The sequence below is a fragment of the Qipengyuania sp. B-5 genome, assembly GCF_056857815.1.
Genome location: NZ_JBSXNU010000053.1, coordinates 166847 through 189575, shown reverse-complemented (window position 1 = coordinate 189575; position 22729 = coordinate 166847). Strand labels below are relative to the sequence as shown.

Sequence of the window (22729 nt, the reverse complement as noted above, 5' to 3'; positions counted from 1 at the left end):
GCCGCCACGATGGCGACGCAGGCCGCTCCTCAGACCCGACGGACCCCACGCTGGTGGCGCAAGTTCGTCGTGACGTCACGCAGAGCGAACTTGATCTCTCTGATAGAAATCGCTGCAGCGGTCACGTTTCTCGGGATGGTAGTTATGACGTGGGCTGCATTCACGTCTGCACCACCAGACGGCCAATTGCTCCCGAGCAGCCAGGTGGCGGTGCTTCTGATCGGCACATTGATTCCGGCTATGGCCCTTTTGGTTCTGGCGGGACGAAGGCTCGCGTTAAGACGTGCGGCGGGCAGCACGGCGCGGCTCCATGTCCGTCTTGTGTTTTTCTTCTCAATGGTCGCCGCCGTGCCCACATTGCTGGTCGCCGCTTTCGCTGCTGTATTATTCCAGTCGGGAGTCGACTTCTGGTTCTCCGACAATTCCCGCGGATTGATGGAAAACGCCAATGCGCTGGCGGAAAGCTATTACGAGGATAACCAGCTGGATCTTGCGCAGGAAACGATTTCGATGGCGATGGACATGCGTGCCAATCTGCAGCGAATTTCCGTTACCGATCCCGATTTCATGCTGGTTTATGAATACCAGGCACAGCCGCGAGATGTAGTCGAAAGTGCAATCCTGCAAGCCATGCCGGACGGCACTGCACGTACGGCAGTATTGTACAATATTTCAGAGAGCAGCGATCCCGTTGCCTTCACCGAGGAAAGCCTCGGCGACCTACGCAGGGGCGAGCAGGTGGCGGTGCGGGGCAGCTCAGAGCGGATCGAGGCCATTGCACCGATCGACAGGGTTGCAGGCATCTATCTTTACACAGCGCGAAATGCGGAAGGGGCGAGCTTTCGTAGCTGGGAACGGGCCCGCACAATCTCAGGTGCGTATGACGAATTGACTTCTCGTGCCCGCGCGCTCCAGCTCCGCTTCAATCTTGCGCTATTCTTCGTAAGCCTTGCCCTTGTAGGCATTGCCGTCTGGTTTGCTCTACGTTTTGCCGATCGACAAGTTGAGCCGCTCACCGACCTTGTCGCCGCTGCGAGGAAAGTCGGCGCGGGCAATTTCGGTATGAGAGTAGAAGGGCGCACAGGCGCGGATGAAATCGGATTGCTGAACCGTGCCTTCAACCGCATGACAGCTCAGCTTGAGCGCCAGACCGACGCGCTTGTTACCGCCAACGCCGAGTTGGAGGATCGTCGTAGCTTTATCGAAGCCGTTCTCGAGTCAGTCAGTGCCGGGGTCATTACTGTTGATGGCCAGCGCCGGGTCTTGCTGATGAATGCGCCGGCGCAAGCTACTCTGCTAGAAGGCGGGCAGGGAGGTAATCAACCAGAAACCCTGGACGAAATGGCACCTCAAATTGCCGCAATGGTTGCTGCGAACCTCGAGCGGGGTGTTGTCAGTCATAGCCGGCAGGGGGAACTGATGACGCTCGCCGTTAAGCTGGTCAAAGAGGGCGATGGTCACGTCATTACCTTCGAAGACATTACGCGCCAACTGCTCGATCAACGTCAGGCTGCCTGGTCCGATGTAGCAAGGCGCATCGCCCACGAAATCAAGAATCCGCTCACACCCATCCAGTTGGCGACCGAGCGCCTCAAACGCCGCTATCGCAAGCAAATAGAACAGGACGGGGAGTTGTTCGATGAATTGACCAGCACGATTGTCCGACAGGTCGGCGATTTGAGAAAAATGGTCGATGAATTTTCCAGTTTCGCGCGTCTTCCCAAACCGGTTTTCCGTCCGGAGGACGCACTGGATTTAATACGACAGTCAATCTTTCTCCAGGAAGTCGCCAATCCTGAAATCAATTATGGCCTGTCCACTACGCTGGAAGGGCCCCTCAAGATCCAGGCGGACCGCCACCAATTAGGGCAGGCCGTTACCAACATTCTCAAGAACGCTGCGGAAGCGATCGAAGCGCGCACTGCCCATGCAGATGCCGACTATCGCGGACAAATCGCGGTGGATGTGAGCGAGGACGAACATACGATCGCGATCGCAATCACCGATAACGGAATTGGACTCCCTCAGGATAGGGAGCGTATTCTCGAGCCGTATGTGACAACGCGTGACAAGGGCACCGGGCTGGGCCTCGCAATCGTCAACAAGATTGTCGAAGAGCACGGCGGAGAGATGAGTTTTTCCTCGGTCGAGGGCGGTGGGACTCGCGTTACCCTTCGTTTTGCGAAGGACCCCCATGGTGTCCCTGCAGCCGACGCCGATGCACCCAACGATGCAAGAACAGGAAGCTGAGTAATGGCATTGGACATTCTCATCGTAGATGATGAACGCGATATCCGCGAACTTGTAGCCGGTGTGTTGAGCGACGAGGGCTATGAGTGTCGGACGGCGGCGGACAGCGCTTCGGCTCTCGATGCCGTGGATGAGAAGCGTCCGAGCCTCGTATTGCTCGACGTGTGGCTGCATGGAAGCCAGATGGATGGCTTGGAAGTGCTCGACGCGATCAAGGCCCGTGAACCCGAACTTCCGGTTATAATATTCTCCGGTCACGGCAACATCGATACTGCAGTCAGCGCCGTCAGTCGCGGGGCGATGGACTTCATAGAAAAGCCCTTCGAAGCAGAACGCCTGCTCCATCTCGTAGAGCGTGCCACTGAAACGGAGCGGTTACGGCGCGAGAACACACGCTTACGCGAAGGTTTGGGAGAAGGGGGCGAATTCACCGGCAATTCCGCCGTAATCAACACGGTACGAGCCACGCTCAAACGTGTGGCGCAAACAGGTAGCCGCGTCCTCATCAGCGGGCCTGCCGGCTCCGGAAAGGAAGTCGCCGCGCGCTTGCTTCACAGCTGGTCGGCGAGGGCGGACAAGCCGTTTGTCATCGTGAATTCTGCACGCATTACTCCCGAACGCTTCGAGGAAGAGCTGTTCGGCGAAGAAGTGGATGGAAAGCTGGTGCGGCCCGGCTTGCTCGAAACCGCCGATGGCGGCACACTTTACCTCGATGAGGTTGCCGACATGCCCCTCTCAACACAGGCGCGAATACTACGCGTGTTGACCGAACAGAGCTTCGTGAGGGTTGGGGGATCGCGGCAGATCGGCGTAGACGTAAGGGTGGTGTCGTCTACAGCACGTGACCTTGCCGGCGAAATGGAAGCCAAGAACTTCCGGGAAGACCTCTTCTATCGGCTCAATGTCGTGCCGGTCGAGATACCTTCTCTTTCCGAGCGGCGGGACGATATTCCGGCACTCGCCGAATATTTTTTCGCTCGATATGCCGCAGAGCAGGGAATTCGCCCGCCCGCAATCAGCGAAGAAGCGATGGCTGCACTCCAGGCCTATGATTGGCCTGGAAATGTGCGCCAGCTGCGCAATGTGGTCGAACGTACAATTATTCTCACACCCCGCGATCAGCTGGAAACGGTTGAAGCCGAAATGCTTTCCGAAGAGATTTCAGGCGGAAATGCAGCAGGCAATGGTGGTATGGCGGCACTGATGGGCGCGCCTTTGCGCGAAGCGCGCGAGAGTTTCGAGCGGGAATACCTCGCGATCCAGATCCGGAGGTTTTCGGGCAATATCTCGAAAACCGCGAGTTTCATCGGAATGGAACGCTCAGCTTTGCATCGCAAACTCAAACTACTTGGGATGGCCCAGCGCAAGGGCGGTGAGCGCAAATAGCACGCCAGCAATTTCGCTCGGAACCCCCAGAAATAATTATTTATTGCGGTCGGGCACCGCAATCGCCACATTGCGTTTCAAATCCGGACTAAACAACCGGTGCCCGGACGCGGTGGGAGCGTCCAGACCGCGGCTTTAGCAATAGCCGCCAACAACAGGAGACACGCAAGATGTCTGGCGAACGTACGCTTTCCGCTCGCCCCAAGCCGAACAAGTCGGCTTCTTCGAATGGCAAGCAACCGAGTTTACAGGACGCATTTCTCAACCTTCTTCGCAAGAACAAGACTCCGGTGACGGTATTTCTTGTGAAAGGCGTGAAACTCCAAGGGATTGTGACGTGGTTCGACAATTTTTCGATTTTACTCAGGAGAGACGGTCAGTCCCAACTGGTTTATAAGCACGCTGTCAGCACCATCATGCCTGGCCAGCCAATAGATGCCGAACAATTCGCAAGTCAGGGCTCAGGTGCCAAACAGCGGCTCCTCCAAGATGTTTTTCTAAGCCGGGTTCGTGAGACAGAGGCACAGGTGACGATGTTTCTCGTCAATGGCGTGATGTTGCAGGGGAAGATCGCCGCCTACGACCTGTTTTCCATGTTGCTCGAGCGGGACGGTTTCGTGCAACTCGCTTACAAGCACGCTGTTTCTACCATTCAACCTGCAACTCCGGTCGATCTGACCGAAGATTGGGACGAGGACGACAACTGAGCTTCGACGACGATCTCCTCGGCGAGGTTTCGCGCGGTGCGCGGGCCCTTGTCATTTGCCCCGATATTCGGGGAAAAAGCTATGACCTCGACGCCGAAAGCCGCCTGCGCGAGGCCGAGGGGCTGGCGCTCGCTATCGGTATCGAGATCGTGGACAGCTTCGTTCTTCCGGTGCGTGAAGTTCGGCCGAACCTCCTGTTTGGGGCAGGACAGGTCGAAAACATCCGGATTGCCTGCGAACAGAACGATGCCGAACTGATTGTTGTCGACGGTGCGCTGAGTCCGATCCAGCAACGTAATCTCGAAGAGAAGCTGTCGCGTAAGGTCATCGACCGCACGGGCCTGATCCTCGAAATCTTTGGCGAGAGGGCAGCGACCGCAGAAGGCCGATTGCAGGTCGAACTGGCGCATCTCGACTACCAACAGAGCCGCCTGGTCCGCAGCTGGACTCACCTTGAACGCCAACGCGGGGGCTTCGGCTTCCTAGGCGGCCCCGGCGAAACACAGATTGAAGCCGACCGCCGAATGATCCGTCAGAGGATGGGCCGTTTACGCAAGGAGCTGGAACAGGTTCGTAAGACTCGGGGCCTCCACCGGGAGAGGCGCGAGCGCGCGCCATGGCCCGTTATCGCCCTGGTCGGTTATACAAACGCTGGAAAGTCCACGCTATTCAACCGGCTGACTGGGGCCGAGGTCATGGCCGAGGATCTACTCTTCGCTACACTCGATCCGACTATGCGGGCCATTTCCTTGCCGGGTGTGGAGAAAGCTATTCTCTCCGATACAGTCGGCTTTATATCCGATCTGCCGACCCAACTCGTTGCGGCTTTCCGAGCGACGCTGGAAGAAGTGACAGCTGCTGACGTGATCTGCCATGTTCGCGACATATCCAACCCCTCTGCAGAAGCCCAAAAAGCGCAGGTCCTGGGCGTCCTTACCGAGCTCGGTGTTATCGGGGATGAGGGCGGGGGGAGTTCGATCCCGATCCTGGAAGTCTGGAACAAGTGGGACCTTCTGGACGAAGATCGAGCCGAGGAACTGAGCTATAACGCAGCCTCCAGCGACGATATTGTGCCAGTATCGGCCATCAGTGGCGAAGGCATCGACGAATTGCTGGAAAAACTGGGGGAGATGCTTACGGTAAAAGCATCGATCCACGAGTTCGAGCTTTCCACAAGCGACGGGAGGCGTATCGCCTGGCTCCACGCACATGGCGAAGTCTTGGTCGAAGAGGATGCGGGGGAGGGCAAGGCCGGTCCGCAGCGGCGCTTTATCGTCAGGCTCAACCCCAAGGAACTGGGCCAGTTCGAGACCTTATGAAGCGGACTTCTCGCGCCGCTTGACCTCCTGCCAAAGTCTTTCCTGCGCTTCCAAATCCCTATCGGAAAAATCGCCGCCGGATAGATCTTCCATTGCACGGAATCGGCGTTCGAACTTCGCGTTTGCTGCCCTCAATGCAGCCTCGGCATCGACGCCATAAGCTCTCACAAGGTTGACTGCAGCAAAAAGGAAATCGCCAGCCTCCTCTTCGACTTCATCTGCGGAAGCCTCGTCAAGCTCCTTTATTTCTTCAAAAACTTTACTGCGCGGTCCATCAACGTCGGGCCAGTCAAATCCATGACGCGCCGCACGCTTCTGAAGCTTCTGCGCACGCAAGAGTGCTGGCAGTGCCAATGCTACACCATCGAGCGCGCCAGTCGTTCCCGAAGCTTCGCGTTCTGCGGCCTTGAGATCTTCCCACCGGCTTTTCATCATCACACCGGTTTCATTTCCAAAGATGTGAGGGTGACGCGCCTCCATTTTGTCCGCAATGTTGCGTGCGACATCGCTAAAGGAAAAATGTCCGGACTCTTCTGCCATGCGGGCGTGAAAGACGACTTGGAAAAGTAGATCGCCAAGTTCTCCTTCAAGATCGGCCATGTCCGAGCGCTCGATCGCATCGGCCACTTCGTAAGCTTCCTCGATCGTATAAGGCGCAATCGTGGCGAAGTTCTGCGCGGTATCCCACTCACAACCATGATCCGGGTCACGCAGGCGTGCCATAATTTTAAGGAGGCGGTCTAATTGTTCAGACATACGGAACGCTTAGAGAGCGATCCCCGAAGGGGAAAGAGGCTAAAGTTTTTACCTAGGTACGTAGGTGGAGATGGCTCTTTCCCTCTGGCAGAACCCCTTTAGATTGATAATATATATTATGTTAATTATAAGGACTCAACCACTGAGGCTGGAGACAGGAAAATCAGTTACTGTCGCAGACGGCTCAGAATGCCCGCAGACGAAGTAAATCTCCACAATAGTTTTCAGTCATACTGAAGCAAAAAAACCAAAAAAGAATTAGGTATTTGAATTCTTGAAATCATTATTCCATTAGACTAATTTATAAAATCCACTATCTATAATATAGATATGGATATATTTAAATTTAACTGAATCTAATTTGTGTAATTTAAGCAATCTCTACTTCTTGTTGTAGTTAAGCAACACCCGTCCATTCTTTTTCAAAATTGACGACGACGTGGTGGATGCCCCATAGTCTGCCACTTATTAAGATCGAAGAACGAGATTTTTCAAAGAATCTTGTCGTCAATACTAGCCCAGTCATCGGCGGGCTTTTCAAATGATCCGGTTGGGGGATTTCCACTCATGAGAATTTTCGTCAGCGGTGCGTCGGCCAGCGCACTCGCCATCGCCGTCGCAACGCCAGCTGTAGCGCAGCAGACTACCTCGTCTTCAGCCCAGCAACGCCAAGGCGGCGTTCAAACAATCGTCGTGACTGCGCAGAAGCGCAGCGAAGATCTGCAAGACGTACCCGTCTCTGTTGCAGCCATAGGCGCAGAAGATCTCGACGAACTCGCCATCGACACATTCGAGGACTATCTCGATCAGCTTCCCACCGTCACCGCAGGCGGCAGTGGTCCCGGGCAAAGCACGATCTATATTCGCGGGCTCGCATCGACCACGCCGAACCTGACTACCGCCGGCGTGGCGGGTCTCGCCCCCAATGTTGCGCTTTATCTGGACGAGCAGCCACTGTCGCAACCAGGCCGTAATCTCGATGTCTACGCCGCGGATATGGAGCGTATCGAGGTTCTCTCCGGTCCGCAGGGAACACTGTTCGGAGCCAGCTCTCAGGCCGGTGTCGTCCGATTGATCACGGCCAAGCCATCATTGGCAGGTTTCGATGCCAGCATGGACGCAGGTCTTTCCTTCACCAAGGGCGGAGAGGCAAGCTACAAGGCTGAGGCAATGGTCAACGTGCCGGTGGCGAACACGATCGCGCTGCGCGCGGTCGCCTATTACGACCATCAGGGCGGTTATATCGACAATGTCGCAGGTACGCGCGATGCCAGCGAAAGCGCGCGCTTCCGCCCCGAGGGGACTGTCCGCGACAACGGAGTTCCGGTGAACTCTCTGCGGGCGGGCTTTCAGGCAGAAGCAGACCTTTCGGATGTGACGTTCCTCGATGCCGATAATGCCGCCCTCGTCGAAGACGATTTCAACGACACGCAATATATGGGTTTCCGCGGAACCGCTCTTTGGGAAATTACTCCAGACTGGAACCTGACCGTCGCGCATACACGTCAGCAGGTCGATAGCGACGGCGTTTTCTTCGCCGATCCAGAACTCGACGGACTGGACGATCTCGAAATCCAGCGATTCGAGGAAGATACGCTCGAAGATGAATTCTCGAACACCAGCTGGACGATCGAAGGCCGCCTTGCCGCGCTGGATATCGTCTATACCGGCGCCTATACCGACCGTACTACCGAACAGCGGATCGACTATTCCGATTATCTCTTCGTCGGCCAGTATCTGCCTTATTATATCTGTGACGGCAGTGTGACCTATCCGGGTAACGCCGCCCCCAGCGGGACCTGCCAGGAACCAAACCTCAACGTTACCTCGTTCAGCGATACCAAGGTCTTCACCAACGAGTTTCGCTTCAGCACCGATGCCGATGCCCCGATCCGTACCACGGGGGGGCTGTTCTTCTCCGACCTGGAATTGGAGGAGCGCAACGACTTCAATTATCCGGGCAATATCGAGGCGGAGCCCTTTGGACCTTTCGCCCCGAACTTCCCGTTCCCCGGGTTCAACTCCGATCCGGGACCTTTCGCGCCGGAAACCATCTTCCGCAACGACATTCGTCGCACTGACAAGCAGTTCGGTATCTTCGGTGAAACCAGTGTGGACATCGTACCGGATCTGCTGACTATCACCGGCGGCATTCGCTACTACAACGTCAGGGTGGATTTCGAAGGCAGCGCAAATGCCAGCTTCTGTAACAGCGGCGCAGCGGAAGACGCGAATGCATTCGGAACCAATCTTTCCGATCTTTACGACGGAGACGGGCAGTATACCTTCATTGGATCGTGCGACCCCGCTTTACGCCAGACATTCACGCGGGCCGATAGTATGCAGGACATTCAGGCAGCCGGCCTCAGCGCTTCGCAAGCGCAACAGGTATTCAACGCGGTCCGGGCACCTGACGAAGCCAAGGCCGAAGGCGTAATCTACAAAGGTACTTTAACCCTCACTCCGACGCCTGATCTGATGTTCTATGGGACCTATTCTGAAGGTTTCCGCCCTGGGCTGCTGAACCGTCCAGGTGGCGCCACGAATGGCGCAGGCTTTGTGGTTCCCTTCGAACTCGATACGGATGAGGTGAAAAACTACGAACTCGGCTGGAAAACCGAACTCGTCGACGGGCAACTGCGTTTCAACGGCAGTGCGTTCTTTGTCGATATCAGCCGTCTGCAAACAACGATCTTCGACCCTTCGATCACCAACCTGTTCTTCTCGGCCAATGCGGCCGATGCAGAAATCAAGGGAGTAGAGGCAGACTTCACTTTCGCGCCTTATGCCCTTCCCGGCCTGACCCTGACAGGCGCGTTCTCCATCCTCGATACCGAGATCACCGATGTGCTCATCCCTACCAATGACGTCGTCGAAGGTGGGGAATTGGCCTTTGCTCCTTCGTTCCAAGGCAACCTGCGCGCCCGGTATGAATGGTCACTTTCAGGCGATTGGGATGCATTCGTTCAACCGCAGGTCTCGCATTCGGCATCGAAGTTCACCGATGTAGTCGAGATCAACAAGCTCGAACTCGACAGCTACACGATATTTGATTTCTCGACCGGCATTCAAAGCAGACAGTGGAGCTTCGAGCTGTTTGGTAGCAACATCTTCGACGAACGCGCCCAGATATCGGGCAATTTCGTCAACGACCGCAAGCGTATCGCCACCAACCGTCCTCTGACTGTCGGTCTGCGCGTCGGTTTCGACTACTGATCTAGCGGGAAGCGCAAGTATTTGCGGCGGGAGCGGGCTTTAGCATCGCTTCCGCCACTCTTGCTTGTTAGGAACGTGGACATGATCGCCCGCGACGAGACCTTGAAAGCTGCGCAGGCTGCACTCCAGTCGGGCGATTTCACTCGTGGCTCTCAGTTGGCTGAGAATGTGCTGTCCGAGACGCCCGAGGATGCCGAAGCGTTATACATGGCGGCAGTCGCAGCGCGTTACCTCAAACGGTTCGACGAGGCGCAAGGACATTTGCAGGCACTTCATCAGGCAATGCCGGAATATGGCCGGGCATGGCAGGAAGCCGGTCATCTCGCGCGTTCACGCGGGCAGCGTAACATCGCGATCGCGGCTTATACACGTGCAACCCGCTTCAACCCGTCACTCGAGGCAAGTTGGGTTGCATTGACGGATTTGCTGGAAGAATCCGGTCGGACCGCAGAGGCCGGCGCTGCGCGCGCACAGGCGCAACGGATCGCAACGTTGCCGCGAGAACTGGTCGCCGTTACGAACCACCTGCATGAAAGCCGCCTTCTCCGCGCCGAGGAAATCTGCCGTCAGTTTCTGCGTGCCAATCCAAGCAACGTTGAGGGCATGCGTCTGTTGGCGCAGATTGGCATCAAACTGGGCATACTCGACGATGCCGAATTCCTGCTCGAGAGCGCGACAACGTTCGAACCCGAAAATGTGCAGGTGCGGCTCGACTACATAGATGCACTGCGCCGTCGCCAGAAATACGAAAAAGCAAGGCATGAGGCAGAAGCGCTGTACATGCGCGATCCGGAAAACCCACTCTTTCAGTCACACCTAGCTATCGAGAGCATGCAGACCGGCGATTACGACAGTGCCTTTGAGCTGTTTGACGCGGTGCTGGAAAAAATTCCCGGGGATCCCGCCACTTTGACCAGTCGAGGCCACGCGTTCAAGACTATTGGCAGCCAGGAAGAAGCCGTGGCCAGCTACCGCGCCGCTATAGATGCCAAGCCTGATCATGGCGACGCCTATTATGCGCTTGCCAATCTGAAGACCTACAAATTCCGTGACGACGAGATTGCCGCAATGCGCGAGCAGGTTGCACGGAGCGAACTGAGTTTCACCGACCGTGTCAATCTCTGCTTCGCTCTGGGAAAGGCCTATGAAGATCGCCACGACAACGCGGAATCATTCCGGTTCTACGACGAAGGCAATACTCTCAAGCGTACACAAACCCGCTATAGTGCGGACGCCATGACGAATGAATTGTCGAAGCAAGCGGAATGCTGCACGCACGATTTGTTCGAAAGATACTCAGGCGCTGGCCATTTGTCGCCCGACCCCATCTTCATCGTTGGGTTGCCGCGCGCCGGCTCGACGCTGCTGGAACAGATTCTCTCGAGCCACAGTCAAGTCGATGGCACCCTCGAGCTACCCAATATTCTCGCCCTCGCCCATCGGCTGCGTGGTCGCAAGGCAGGGCAATCGCGCTATCCGCAGGTACTCCATGATCTGACGCGAGAGCAACTTGCGAAGTTCGGTGAGAAGTATATCGAGGACACACGCGTTCATCGGCAGGGCGCACGCTTCTTCATCGACAAGATGCCCAACAATTTTCGGCATATCGGCCTGATCCATTTAATCCTGCCTAATGCAAAGATCATCGATGCGCGCCGGGCACCGATGGACTGCTGTTTTTCCGGCTTCAAGCAGCTCTTTGCCGAAGGGCAGGAGTTTACCTACGGCCTAACCGAGATCGGACGCTATTATTCCGATTACGTCGCGCTGATGGATCACTGGGACCGTGTGCTGCCTGGAAAGGTTCTGCGCGTAAACCATGAGGACGTTCTTGATGATCTAGAAGGCCAAACGCGCCGTATGCTCGAGTATTGCCGTTTGCCTTTCGAAGAAGCCTGCCTCGACTTTCACAAAACAGACCGCGCAGTGCGTACGGCAAGCAGCGAACAGGTGCGACGCCCAATCAACCGCAGCGGACAGGACGCGTGGAAGCCTTATGAGCAATGGCTCGATCCACTCAAGGATGCATTAGGCCCGCTTGCGCCCTGATCCGGCCAATCCCGTCTTGATGGGCGCTGGTCTGCCTTATGGCTGACCGTTCGACTCAATACATTCCCGTAAATGCTCTCACGAGAATATAGGCGACCCCGATTATGGCGACCCAGATCAACGCGATCTTGATCATCCGGTTACTGTTCAAGCCGGAATCGCGCCTCATTCCCCACAAATAAGCGACAACCAAGGCACTCATTAATGCCGCCCAAGCGATCGTTCCTCCGTCCGCGTTCATAGCGACACCTCCATCCCATCGAATCCGACTGCTACGTCCTTCGGGATCTTCCCGCCGATAGTGGCGTAGTCCATGGACTTGTCCAGATGCGTCAGCACTGTACGCTTCGCTTTGCATCGTCTTGCGAGGTCCAGCGCCATATCGAGATGGGCGTGCGTTGGATGAGGTCGCTCGCGCAAACAATCGACCACAAGCAAATCGCAAGATCTGAAGCATTGGATCATTGCGGGAGTGATTTCGCTGAAATCGGTAGCATAAACTATCGACTTTCCATCCGCTTCGAAGCGGAATCCCGTGCTCTTCACAGGACCGTGCGGCATTTCCACGCTATCGAAAGAAAATCCTGCAACCAGCTGAACTTGTGAACATTCCCTGAGTTCGACGATCGTCGGATAACCGAACTGACCTTCGAAAACGTAATCGAACCGCCGCCGCAATCGTTCGCAGGTAACTCGGCTTGCTATACCGGGAAGCGGGTTGGAGCGATCATACCGCATGACGCGCAGGTCATCGATACCATGACAATGGTCGGCATGGTCGTGAGTCCAGAAAACGGCATCTACCTTGGGAATGTTGGTCGCTAGCAATTGCGCGCGCAGATCTGTCGAAGTGTCCACAAGGATTCGCTGGCCTGCACCGTTTTGGACGATGATGGACACGCGGCTGCGGCGGTTCCTGGGTTCCTGCGGATCGCATTCACCCCAATCGTTGCCAACACGCGGCACGCCCGTCGACGTGCCCGAGCCGAGCATTATGAGCTTCACGAAGCGGCCTTGCTGAACAAGCGGTAGAAGTTGCGGGTCGTGTATTCGGCTAATTGGTCCAGCGGTTCGCCACGCAGCTCTGCCAGAAAAGTAGCGGTGTCGCGCACGTAACCGGGTTCGCAAGCCTTCCCACGATGGGGGACCGGAGCAAGGAAAGGACTGTCGGTCTCGACCAATAGCCGGTCTTGCGGGATAGCTTTGGCAACTTCCTGCAAATCCACTGCATTCTTGAAAGTCACTATGCCCGAAAGTGAGATCGAAAGACCGAGATCGAGAACCTTTTCCCCAAAAGAAGCGGAGGCAGTGAAACAGTGGATCAGCGCTGGGAAGCCACCCTTTTTCATCTCGTCCTCGAGGATGACGATCGTATCGTCTTCGGCATCGCGGGTGTGAATGATGACAGGCAGCCCTGTTTCGCGGGCAACTTCGATATGGATGCGGAACAATCGCTGCTGCTCGGCGCGATCGGAATGGTCGTAATAATAGTCGAGCCCGGTTTCGCCGATTCCAACGACCCGCTGATTCCGGGTTGCTTCGAGCAGCTCTTCTCGGGTCAGGTCTGGATGACCGTCGGCGTTGTGGGGATGGATGCCCACACTGGCCCAGACATCGGACTCGGTATTGGCCGTCCCGACGACCTGGTCCCATTCCGCCCGTTTCGTCGAGATATTGAGGAAGGCCCCAACCCCTGCTTCACGAGCTCGCCCAAGCACCTCGGACTGGCTCTCGACCAGTCCTTCGTATTCGAGATGACAGTGACTGTCGACCAGCATCAAGCGGCAGCCTCCGCTTCCGGCAGTTCGAGGCGCGGGAAGGCAGGTGTCGGCTTCTCGATCACGTGTCCGGCTGCGATCAATTCTGCGAACCAGCTTTCATCCGACAAATCGGCATAGGTCCGCTGCCGTGTCGTGACGCCAAGCTGGTCAAGGACTACCGCAGCTTTGGTCGGAGTGACTGGCTGAATAGCGATGGCGAGATCCCGAATCGCGAGGAACAGCGTTTGCAGCACTGCCTTCATCCGCTGAGGATCCGATTTCTTGAGTGCCCAGGGAGCCTGCTCGTCGACGTAGGCATTGCAGGCAAATACCGCCTTCAGCCAGGCTTCGATCCCTACGCTGAAGTTGAGCGCCTCGAATTCGCACGGAAGCACCGCCCCGCACGCATCGCGTACGGTGGCGAGCAGCGCCTTGTCGTCGCCGGTCGGCTCGAACGCCTCGAGCTTGCCATCCATGTTCTTGTGGATCATCGAAAGTGTACGCTGCACAAGGTTGCCGAAGCTGTTGGCCAGTTCGGCATTTACCTTGTTAACAAGCGCTTCTGCCGAATAGCTTCCATCTTTTCCGAAGACAACCTCAGCCATCAGGAAGTAGCGCAGGGAATCAACCCCAAACAGATCGATCAACTCGTTGGGATCGGTGACATTGCCAGCCGACTTTGATTCCTTGACGCCGCGATTGAGCAGGAAGCCGTGGCCGAATACCCGCTGCGGCACCGGGATTCCCGCGCTCATCAGAAAGGCGGGCCAGTAAATCGTGTGGAAGCGCACAATATCCTTGCCGATCAGGTGCAGGCTGGCAGGCCAGTATTTCTGCCACATCTCGCCGCCATCGGGGTAACCTACGCCGGTGATGTAATTGGTCAGAGCGTCGACCCAGACATACATCACGTGATTGTCATGCCCGGGAACCTTTACGCCCCAGTCGAAACTTGTGCGGCTTACTGAGAGGTCCTTTAGCCCGCCTTCGACAAAAGCGATCATCTCGTTACGGCGGCTCGCCGGTTCGAGAAAGCCGGGTTTGTTGAGCAGTTCGAGCAGAGGTTCGGCATATTTCGACAGGCGAAAGAACCACGTCTCTTCCTCGGTCCATTCGACCGGAGTGCCTTGCGGGGAAAGTTTCTGCCCCCCCTCCCCTTCGACGAGTTCCTTCTCGTCGTAATAGGCCTCGTCGCGGACTGAGTACCAGCCTTCATAGCGGTCGAGATAAAGATCGCCCCTGGCTTCCATCGCTCCCCAGATGGCGCGGCTCGCCTTGTGGTGATGCTCATCCGTCGTGCGAATGAACCGATCGTAGCTGATATCGAGCCGGTCGAAGAGATCCCGAAACGCGCCCGACATATCATCGGCCAACTCCCGCGGGGTTTTTCCCAGATCACGCGCCTTCTGCGCCATCTTGAGCCCGTGTTCGTCGGTGCCGGTCTGGAATCGCACATCGCGGCCCATCAGGCGCTGGAAACGCGCGATGACGTCGGCGGCGATAGTTTCGTAGGCATGCCCGATATGCGGCTTGCCATTGGGATAGTGGATCGCGGTGGTGATATAGTAAGGTTCAGCCATTGCCGCGCTCGCTAGCCGCGCCCGCTTGTGCGAGCAAGGTCCCGATTTCCATGCCGAGCAGGCCTGGATCGAAATTGTAGGTCGGTTGCTCTCTTGTCAGACGAACCAGTTCCGTATGCGTATCTATCAATTTGCGGGGATCATCATGAGAGTCGTCGATCCGTTCCGCAAGGATCGCGCGGGCAAGGTCGAGTATGGCCTGGAGACGCGGAATGTCCTGCTTGGCGCCAATTACGCCTGCGAGTTCGCCCCGCAGGGCAAAATCGGGATCCCCATGCGTTGCGATGGCGCGCATCAATTGCGCGGCTTTACCGAGTTGAAGGTCGACAAAGGAAAGCGCCGCTCCCGGAGATCCCGCTGCAGCCGCGATCGCGGCGTCTCGGGTGGCGATGTCCGCGCCGGGAGCAAGTTCGCGTAAAAGTCCATCCATTTCTTCGTGCGCAAGAGCCGGAAAGCGCACCGTGCGACAGCGTGAGCGGATGGTGGGCAGGAGCCGTGCCGGGCTATGCGCGATAAGCATGAAATAGGTCCCCCGAGGTGGTTCCTCGAGACTCTTGAGCAGCGCGTTGGAAGCCGAAACTTCCATATCGTCCGCGGGATCGATGATTACGACTCGCTTCGTTCCCATCGTGGGCCGCGTAGTAAGCCTGCGCTGGATATCGCGCACCTGGTCCACCTTGATGCCGCGCGCCAATTCAAAAGGTTTTCCATCGTCCCGCTTCTTGGCTTCGTCCTTGTTCTTTGCGCCGTAAGTAAGCGTCAGGATGTCCGGGTGCTCACCTTCCCAGTCCGCATCCACGAGCAATCGTGCAGCTGCTCGTGCAAAATTCGCCTTGCCCAGCCCCTTCTTGCCCGCCAGAAGCCATGCGTGATGCATACGATCGCCAGCCATGGCACTCCGCCATGCATCCCAGGCCTTCTCGTGACCAAGTAACATCACGAGGCAGCAGTTTCGAAAAGCGGCGAAATCGCTGCCACCACGCGGGAATGTACTTCCTCGATCGTGCCGCTTCCGTCGATCCGAACGAAGCGTCCCGGCTCCTTTTCGGCGAAAGTTTCAAAAGCCGAGTTTACTGCAGCGTGATAGTAATCATCCCTCCCGCCTATTGCATCTGAAGACCCGCCGTCACGCGCTCGAAGGCGTTTTTCGACCTCGCGCGTGTCAGCGCCGATGAGCAGCGTCAAATCCGGTAGTAGTGCGTCGCTGCCGATCTCGTGCAATTTGCGGATCGTATGATCACCGAGGGAACCCGCAATTCCCTGATAGGCTCGGCTGGAGTCGATGAAGCGGTCGCACACGACCCACTTTTTCTCTTCGATCGCCGGGCGGATCAATCGTGCAACATGATCGGCACGTGCTGCGGCAAAAAGCAGGGCTTCAGCTTGCGGTCCCCAGCCCTCGCCGGGAGGATGCAGCAGCAGATCACGGATCGCCTCAGCGCCCGGTGTCCCGCCGGGTTCGCGGGTCAGCACAACCTCGATGCCGCGCTTCTCGAGATAGTCGCGCAGCAGGTGTGCTTGGGTGGATTTGCCCATGCCCTCCCCTCCTTCGAACGCGATGAATTTACCGCGCATCAGGAAACCCAGCCCAGCAAGCCGTTCAACATCCGGCGTGCGAAACCAGCCTCGTTCACTTCCTCACGGGCGACCAGCGGCACGCGATAATCGGGCATACCGTCGATCGAAACCGCAAGCTCCGCGACTCGCTCACCCTTCCGGATCGGAGCGCGTAGTGGCCCCTCGTAAACGAGCCTCAATGTGACGTCTCGCGACGCGCTTTTCGGCAGATCGACATATACTCCATCCGCCGCAACAAGCTCGACCTCCCTCGTGCTTCCACCCTGGACCTGCGCCGATGCAACGGGTGTATCAGGGGTAAACAGGCGAACCTGCTCGAAATTCGAAAACCCCCATTCGATCAAATCGCGCGATGCACGGGTTCGATCACGCGGGTCAGGGCTTGCTGCAACGACCATGACGAGCCTGCGCCCGTTCCTCGCTGCAGAGCCCAGAAAGCCAAACCCGGCCTGATTGGTGAAACCAGTCTTGATCCCGTCTGCGCCCTCTACCACGCCGCTGATCGGATCGTGGTTTGGTTGGGTGATCCCGTTATAGCTATATTCGCGATGCCCCACGAAATGGCGATATTTCGCCGGGTGGCGCCGGAGCATGGCCGTCGCCAAAGTGGTCAGATCCCGTGCAGTCGTGAATGTACGACCTTCATCCATCCAACCGTTTGCCGTTCCGAAATGGCTATCACGCATGCCGATTTCGCTGGCCTTTGCGTTCATCGCGGAAACCCACTTCTCGATCGAGCCTGCGGCACCGTCCGCAAGGGCAGCGGCACCGTCGTTGGCCGATACAGTGGTAACGCCGTGAACGAGATCATCCACCGTTACCCGTGCATCATGGGGCAGGAACATGGTGGATCCGACGTTATTCCACTTCTTCCAGACTTCCGGCCTGATCGAAAAGCTTTGCTGCGGCGTAATCTTGCCCTCTTCCATCCACTCGAATGCAAGAAAGGTTGTCATGACCTTGGCGATCGATGCGGGCATGAAGCGCCGGTCCGCTTCGCGTTCGAACAGCACCTGGCCGCTGGTCACGTCGAAAAGAAACGCAATCGGCGCTTCCTTCGCATTCGGAGGAGTAGGAAGTGGCTCCTCCTGCGCGGAAACCGGTGCAACGGCGAATGATATCGCAAGACAGAGCGCAGAAAATTTTCGCAATTTCGGACCCAAGCGGTGTGCGGCGCCGCTCTTCGACGACGCCTCCCTGATCAGAGTTTCAATAGCGGGCTGTTATAGCCAGCCTGTCACCCCTTGGCGAGCGCACCTAAGGCGTTTCCACCGAAGCAGATTATCGCGCGATCTCATCAGCCAACAGTCCGACGCTCATCGCATAGTAATTCGAGCAGTTGTATTCGAGGATGACGCGGTAGTTGCTCGTCAGCAACCAGGCGGGCGTACCGGGTCCGTCAGGCTGGAAAAGCGACGCCAACGTATCGTCCGCGAGCGGACGCTGGGGCTGCACACCGAGAGAGCGCCATTCGGCTGCGGTCTTGTATTGGCTGTGTCGCTCGTGAACCCGGGGGCAGACCGGAGCGACCAGATCGGTTCGATACAGGTCGACATCGAAGCCGGAAGGTACGTAGGCCCTTACACCCCAAGGCTGTCCCTCGCGCCAACCCGCATCGCGGAAATAATTCGCGATCGATGCCAGCGCGTCGGCGCTGTTGTTCATGATGTCGGCTCTGCCATCACCATCGCCGTCGGTCGCAAGGCGAAGGTAAACGCTTGGTAGGAACTGCGGATTTCCGAACGCGCCAGCCCAGCTTCCTTGCAGCTCTCTGCGCGAGTACCCCTTGTCGGCCACCTTCATGAGATCCACCCACTCGGAGGAGAAAAGCTCGCGTCGGCGACCTTCCCAGGCGAGGGTCGCCAGGGCTCGCGACAGATCGAACCCGCCTTTGACCCGGCCATAGGCGGTTTCGTGCCCCCAGATTGCGACGATGATCTCGCCCGGCACGCCATACTCGCGCTCGATTGCGGAAAGGGTGGTGCGCCAATTGCCAAATTCGCGCCGCCCGCCGCTAATGCGCGCATTGTCGACATGGGTTGCGATATAGGGCGCGAGGGGGGGATAGCCGGAACCGCTGGAAGAGCCAGGCTGAGTCTGATCCAGCTCGATCACCCGCTGATTGGGCGTAAGGCCCGCTGTCATGCGCTGGATCGTCGCTTCGCTTACTCCCTCTGCCCGAGCCCGCGCCATCAAAAGCTGTAAATAGGCGTCGAAGGACATGTCCTGCGCGGCCAGGGGAGCAGCTGGCAGCCCGAGAAGCGCAGCACTGGCGAGAGTAAGTAGCTTTCGAAATTTCATGAGTGTGTTCTTGCAGGCCCTAGATGAATGGCAAATGTCATAGAGCCTTACGCTGGGAGGCAGAACTGGGTTCCGACAATTCGCAGGTGACATTCCAATTCGATTTGGCTAGCCCGCCTTTCGCTCGCGGACAGGTGGCAGAGCGGTTGAATGCACCGGTCTTGAAAACCGGCAAGGGTGCAAGCCCTTCGTGGGTTCGAATCCCACCCTGTCCGCCAGCTATTCCGCCTGCTTGGGTACGATGAGTGAGCCATCGCGGCGATCCGGACGGGGATAATCTTGCGGCCCCACGTTCGATTGATTCTTCAGCGCAATGTGGTCTTCGATCAGGCCGCCGTCGCGCGTTGCTTCGTCGTCCTCGTCGAGGCCCTGCGGTTCATCCAGAATTTCGTATTCCATTGCTCTAACTCCTCGAAAACCAAACGGTTGTCGGGGAGAACGGCGCCAGAGACTGCGACCAGGCGTTATCGGGCAGCGCCTAATTGCACGCAGGCCGCTAGTGGCCCTCGCGCCTGAGAATGGCATCCATCTGTTCGCGCAGCACCGGGTCCCAGTCCTTGCGCAGTTCCTTCACCTTGGCGATCAGTTCCTCGTTCTCGTGATAGGGAATGTCGAGCCGGTACAGCTCTGCGACCTGCCGCATGGATTGCCGGTCCATGTCCTCGAATGCATCCTTGGCGGCCATGGCCTGCTGGCGTGTCATGCCCAGCGCCTCGTAGGCGGAACGCCCGATGCGCAGACTGCTGTCGTAGGTTTCACGGATGACGTCGCGGCAACCATAGGCCCATAGCTCGTAGACATGGTTGCGGTCGATGGCGCGCGCAGTGACATGTACCTGCGGGTGGTTCTGGATAACGTACCTCACAAGCCGGTCGATCTGCTCGCGCTCGTCGAGGGCTACCACCAGTAACCTGGCCTTATCGATCCCCGCCGAATGCAGCAGGTCGGGCCGCGTGGCATCCCCGAAATAGGTGCGGAAACCGAACTTGCGACCGATTTCCAGCTGCTTGCTGTCGTAATCGATCACCGTCGTCGAATAGCCCGCCGCCTGCAGCATCCGGTCGACTATTCCTCCAACGCGCCCGCGGCCCGCGATGATGACGGGGTTCTCCTCCTCGATCGTATCGGCCTCTCGCCCTTCCCCTTCGCACAGCGCGCGGGCGATGACCTTATCGTACAGGATGAAGAGCAGCGGGGTCACCAGCATGGTCAGCGCGACGACGAGCAGCAGGAGGTCGGCAAGCGCACCGGGGAACACGGCATTGCCCACCGCGAAGGCAATCAGCACGAAGGCGAATTCGCCTGCCTGGGGCAGACTGAGGGCGAAGAGCCAGAGGGCCTGCCTGCGCAGACCGTATAGCCATCCTACCGAGAGCAGGACAGCGAACTTTGCCGCAATGATGACGGCGGCCCAGAAGAGCACGCTGCCCCACATCTCGCTGGCCAGTGCGAAGTCGATGCCCGCGCCCACGGTGATGAAGAAGAGCCCGAGAAGCAGGCCTTTGAAGGGATCGATATCGCTTTCGAGTTCGTGGCGGTACTCGCTCGTCGCGAGGACCACACCGGCCACAAAGGCGCCGAGTGCGGGCGAGAGGCCGACCAGCGACATGAGCAGCGCGATGCCGATCACCACCACGAGGGCCGCCGCAGTGAAGAGTTCGCGCAGGTTTGCAGCCGCAATATATCTGAACAGCGGACGGATCGCGAATATGCCGATGGCGATGACTGCCGCGACGGCGGCGATGCGCGATACGGCGGCGAGCCAGACGGGCATCGGTTCGGTCAGGTCGATTCCACCATGCCCTCCGCCCCCGTGTGCGGCCCCGCCACCATAAAGATCGGGCATGGCGAGCAGTGGCAGCAATGCCAGGATCGGGATGACGGCCACGTCCTGCACCAGCAGCACGGAGAAGCTGGCCTCCCCGCCCTCGCTCTTCAGCAGCTTCTTCTCGGTGAGCGTCTGCATGATGATTGCCGTGGAGGACAGCGCCAACACCATGCCGATAGCCAGCGCCGTCTGCCAGGGCTGCGCATCGAGCAGGGCAATCCCGGTAATTGCCAGCGTAGTCAGCAGCACCTGCCCCCCGCCAAGGCCCAGCAGCTTGCCGCGCATGGCCCAGAGGCGCTTAGGCTCCATTTCAAGCCCGATGATGAACAGCATCATCACCACCCCGAATTCGGCAAAAACCTGCAGCGCCTCCACATCGACACGCAAAGCGCCGAGCAGCGGGCTGATCGCCATGCCGGCCAGGAGATAGCCGAGCACCGAGCCGAGTCCGAAGCGGCTGGCCAGCGGAACCGCTACCACCCCTGCTACGAGCAGGACGAAGGCGAGTGTCAGGAAGCTGGTCATTCTAGTCTTGCCCTCACCCGATCAGGCTTCAGATATGCAGCGCCCTGCCGTAGCTCGCAAGCACGCTTTCATGCATGCTTTCGCTGATGGTTGGATGCGGGAAGACCGTCTGCATCAGTTCCGCCTCGGTGGTCTCCAGCGTCTTGCCGACGACGAAGCCCTGAATCATCTCGGTCACTTCCGCGCCGACCATATGAGCGCCCAGCAACTCGCCTGTCTTCGCGTCGAACACGGTTTTCACGAAGCCTTCCGCCTCGCCCAGCGCAATGGCCTTGCCATTGCCGATGAAGGGGAAAGTGCCTGCCTTCACTTCGTGGCCAGCTTCCTTCGCCTTGGCTTCGGTCAGGCCGACGCTGGCGATCTGCGGGTGGCAATAGGTGCAGCCCGGGATGTTGTTGCGGTCGAGCGGGTGCGGGTGGACGTCCTTGTTGCCCAGTTCCTTGGCAATCGCCTCGGCAGTGGTGACGCCCTCATGGCTCGCCTTGTGCGCCAGCCAGGGGCCGGGGGTGCAATCGCCGATGGCCCAGAGGCCCTTGGACTTCGTGCGGCCGTAATCGTCGATCTGGATGAAGCCGCGGTCCATTTCGGCCAGCTTGTCGATGCCGATATTCTCGGTGTTCGGCACGATGCCGATGGCGACAATGCAGTGGCTGAACTCGGTTTCCGAAGTCTTGCCCTTCGCGTCTTTGATCTTGGCCTTCACGCCACCGTCCGAAACTTTCAGGTCTTCCACGCCCGCGCCGGTCATGATCGTCATACCCTGCTTGGTCAGGTTCTTTTCGAGGAAGGCCGAGACGTCCTTGTCCTCCACGGGAACGATCCGGTCGAGCATTTCGACCACGGTCACGTCGACCCCCATGTCGTTGTAGAAGCTGGCGAACTCGATCCCGATCGCGCCGCTGCCGATTACCAGCAGCTTCTTGGGCATTTCGCTCGGCGTCATCGCGTGGCGATAGGTCCACACGCGCTTGCCGTCTGCTTTGGCGAAGGGCAGGTCGCGCGCCCGCGCGCCGGTGGCGACGATCACGTGCTTGGCGGTGAGCTTTTCCTCGCCCTTTTCGCCTTTCACCGTCAGGCTGGTCGGGCCGGTCAGCGTGCCCTCCCCCATATGCACCGCGATCTTGTTCTTCTTCATCAGGTGCGTGACGCCCTGGTTCAATTGCTTGGCCACGCCGCGGCTGCGCTTCACCACCGCTTCCAGGTCGGCTTCGATCGCGCCCGCGATCTTGAGGCCGTAATCCTTCGCGTGCTGGGCATAGTGCAGGATTTCTGCCGAGCGCAGTAGGGCCTTGGTCGGGATGCAGCCCCAGTTGAGGCATATGCCGCCCAGCAGTTCGCGTTCGACGATGGCGGTCTTCAGCCCCAGCTGCGCGCAGCGGATCGCCGAGACATAGCCGCCGGGTCCGGAGCCGAGAACGATAACGTCATATTGGGTGTCAGCCATGATTCGTACCTGTCAGTTGCGTGTTCGCCC

At 58.1% G+C, this 22729-nt stretch carries 17 protein-coding genes and 1 tRNA gene; 7 read left to right on the top strand and 11 right to left on the bottom strand.

What is annotated here, in order from left to right; translation table 11 throughout:
- Positions 1 to 9 precede the first annotated feature (9 nt).
- The 4 genes from AC13CE_RS13185 to hflX all read left to right on the top strand — a co-directional run bounded on the left by AC13CE_RS13185 (position 10) and on the right by hflX (position 5662).
- On the top strand, positions 10 to 2250 hold the full coding sequence (locus tag AC13CE_RS13185; protein WP_482972660.1) for a sensor histidine kinase: 2241 nt from the start codon (positions 10 to 12) through the stop codon (positions 2248 to 2250).
- Positions 2251 to 2253: 3 nt separating this feature from the next.
- Complete coding sequence (gene ntrX, locus AC13CE_RS13180; RefSeq protein ID WP_221538979.1) at positions 2254 to 3636, top strand: nitrogen assimilation response regulator NtrX; 1383 nt, start codon at positions 2254 to 2256, stop codon at positions 3634 to 3636.
- Between the two features lie 170 nt (positions 3637 to 3806).
- A complete protein-coding gene (gene hfq / locus AC13CE_RS13175) occupies positions 3807 to 4343 on the top strand; it encodes an RNA chaperone Hfq (RefSeq protein ID WP_221538977.1) in 537 nt (178 codons plus the stop codon).
- A complete protein-coding gene (gene hflX, locus AC13CE_RS13170) occupies positions 4322 to 5662 on the top strand; it encodes a GTPase HflX (protein WP_482972659.1) in 1341 nt (446 codons plus the stop codon). The genes hfq and hflX overlap by 22 nt, the downstream gene beginning before the upstream one ends.
- Here hflX and mazG read toward each other — a convergent pair.
- A complete protein-coding gene (mazG, locus tag AC13CE_RS13165) occupies positions 5657 to 6418 on the bottom strand; it encodes a nucleoside triphosphate pyrophosphohydrolase (protein WP_221538975.1) in 762 nt (253 codons plus the stop codon). The genes hflX and mazG overlap by 6 nt on opposite strands.
- Positions 6419 to 6985: 567 nt before the next feature.
- On the opposite strand from mazG, the gene AC13CE_RS13160 reads away from it, so the two are divergent.
- The gene (locus AC13CE_RS13160; RefSeq protein ID WP_221538973.1) at positions 6986 to 9634 is read left to right on the top strand and encodes a TonB-dependent receptor; all 2649 of its coding nucleotides are present in this window, start codon (positions 6986 to 6988) and stop codon (positions 9632 to 9634) included.
- A gap of 81 nt (positions 9635 to 9715) precedes the next feature.
- Positions 9716 to 11683: a tetratricopeptide repeat-containing sulfotransferase family protein gene (locus AC13CE_RS13155; protein ID WP_221538971.1), complete on the top strand. Its 1968-nt coding sequence runs from the start codon at positions 9716 to 9718 to the stop codon at positions 11681 to 11683.
- Positions 11684 to 11920: 237 nt separating this feature from the next.
- On the opposite strand, the gene AC13CE_RS13150 is transcribed toward AC13CE_RS13155, so the two are convergent.
- From AC13CE_RS13150 to AC13CE_RS13120, 7 genes are all read right to left on the bottom strand, one after another.
- Positions 11921 to 12688, bottom strand: a complete 768-nt coding sequence (locus AC13CE_RS13150) for an MBL fold metallo-hydrolase (protein WP_221538969.1) — start codon at positions 12686 to 12688, stop codon at positions 11921 to 11923.
- Positions 12685 to 13461 carry a TatD family hydrolase gene (locus AC13CE_RS13145; protein ID WP_221538967.1) on the bottom strand — a complete coding sequence of 259 codons (777 nt, stop codon included), beginning with the start codon at positions 13459 to 13461 and terminating at the stop codon, positions 12685 to 12687. Before AC13CE_RS13145 ends, AC13CE_RS13150 begins: the two co-directional genes overlap by 4 nt.
- Positions 13461 to 15023, bottom strand: coding sequence for a methionine--tRNA ligase (metG, locus tag AC13CE_RS13140; RefSeq protein WP_247710348.1), 1563 nt, complete (start codon positions 15021 to 15023; stop codon positions 13461 to 13463). Before metG ends, AC13CE_RS13145 begins: the two co-directional genes overlap by 1 nt.
- Positions 15016 to 15960: an AAA family ATPase gene (locus tag AC13CE_RS13135; protein WP_221539017.1), complete on the bottom strand. Its 945-nt coding sequence runs from the start codon at positions 15958 to 15960 to the stop codon at positions 15016 to 15018. The genes metG and AC13CE_RS13135 overlap by 8 nt, the downstream gene beginning before the upstream one ends.
- A complete protein-coding gene (tmk, locus tag AC13CE_RS13130; protein ID WP_221539015.1) occupies positions 15960 to 16601 on the bottom strand; it encodes a dTMP kinase in 642 nt (213 codons plus the stop codon). The genes AC13CE_RS13135 and tmk overlap by 1 nt, the downstream gene beginning before the upstream one ends.
- Positions 16598 to 17752, bottom strand: a complete 1155-nt coding sequence (locus tag AC13CE_RS13125) for a D-alanyl-D-alanine carboxypeptidase family protein (RefSeq protein WP_247710346.1) — start codon at positions 17750 to 17752, stop codon at positions 16598 to 16600. The genes tmk and AC13CE_RS13125 overlap by 4 nt, the downstream gene beginning before the upstream one ends.
- A 130-nt stretch (positions 17753 to 17882) precedes the next feature.
- Entirely contained in the window at positions 17883 to 18902 is a 1020-nt protein-coding gene (locus tag AC13CE_RS13120) for a lytic murein transglycosylase (RefSeq protein ID WP_221538963.1), read from the bottom strand.
- A 128-nt stretch (positions 18903 to 19030) separates the two neighbouring features.
- Here AC13CE_RS13120 and AC13CE_RS13115 point away from each other — a divergent pair.
- Positions 19031 to 19120 (top strand) — tRNA-Ser (locus AC13CE_RS13115).
- A 1-nt stretch (position 19121) separates the two neighbouring features.
- On the opposite strand, the gene AC13CE_RS13110 is transcribed toward AC13CE_RS13115, so the two are convergent.
- The 3 genes from AC13CE_RS13110 to lpdA all read right to left on the bottom strand — a co-directional run bounded on the left by AC13CE_RS13110 (position 19122) and on the right by lpdA (position 22699).
- A complete protein-coding gene (locus AC13CE_RS13110) occupies positions 19122 to 19301 on the bottom strand; it encodes a hypothetical protein (RefSeq protein ID WP_221538961.1) in 180 nt (59 codons plus the stop codon).
- Between the two features lie 97 nt (positions 19302 to 19398).
- The gene (locus tag AC13CE_RS13105) at positions 19399 to 21255 is read right to left on the bottom strand and encodes a cation:proton antiporter domain-containing protein (protein ID WP_221538959.1); all 1857 of its coding nucleotides are present in this window, start codon (positions 21253 to 21255) and stop codon (positions 19399 to 19401) included.
- Positions 21256 to 21283: 28 nt separating this feature from the next.
- Positions 21284 to 22699, bottom strand: a complete 1416-nt coding sequence (gene lpdA, locus AC13CE_RS13100; RefSeq protein ID WP_221538957.1) for a dihydrolipoyl dehydrogenase — start codon at positions 22697 to 22699, stop codon at positions 21284 to 21286.
- Positions 22700 to 22729: the final 30 nt, after the last annotated feature.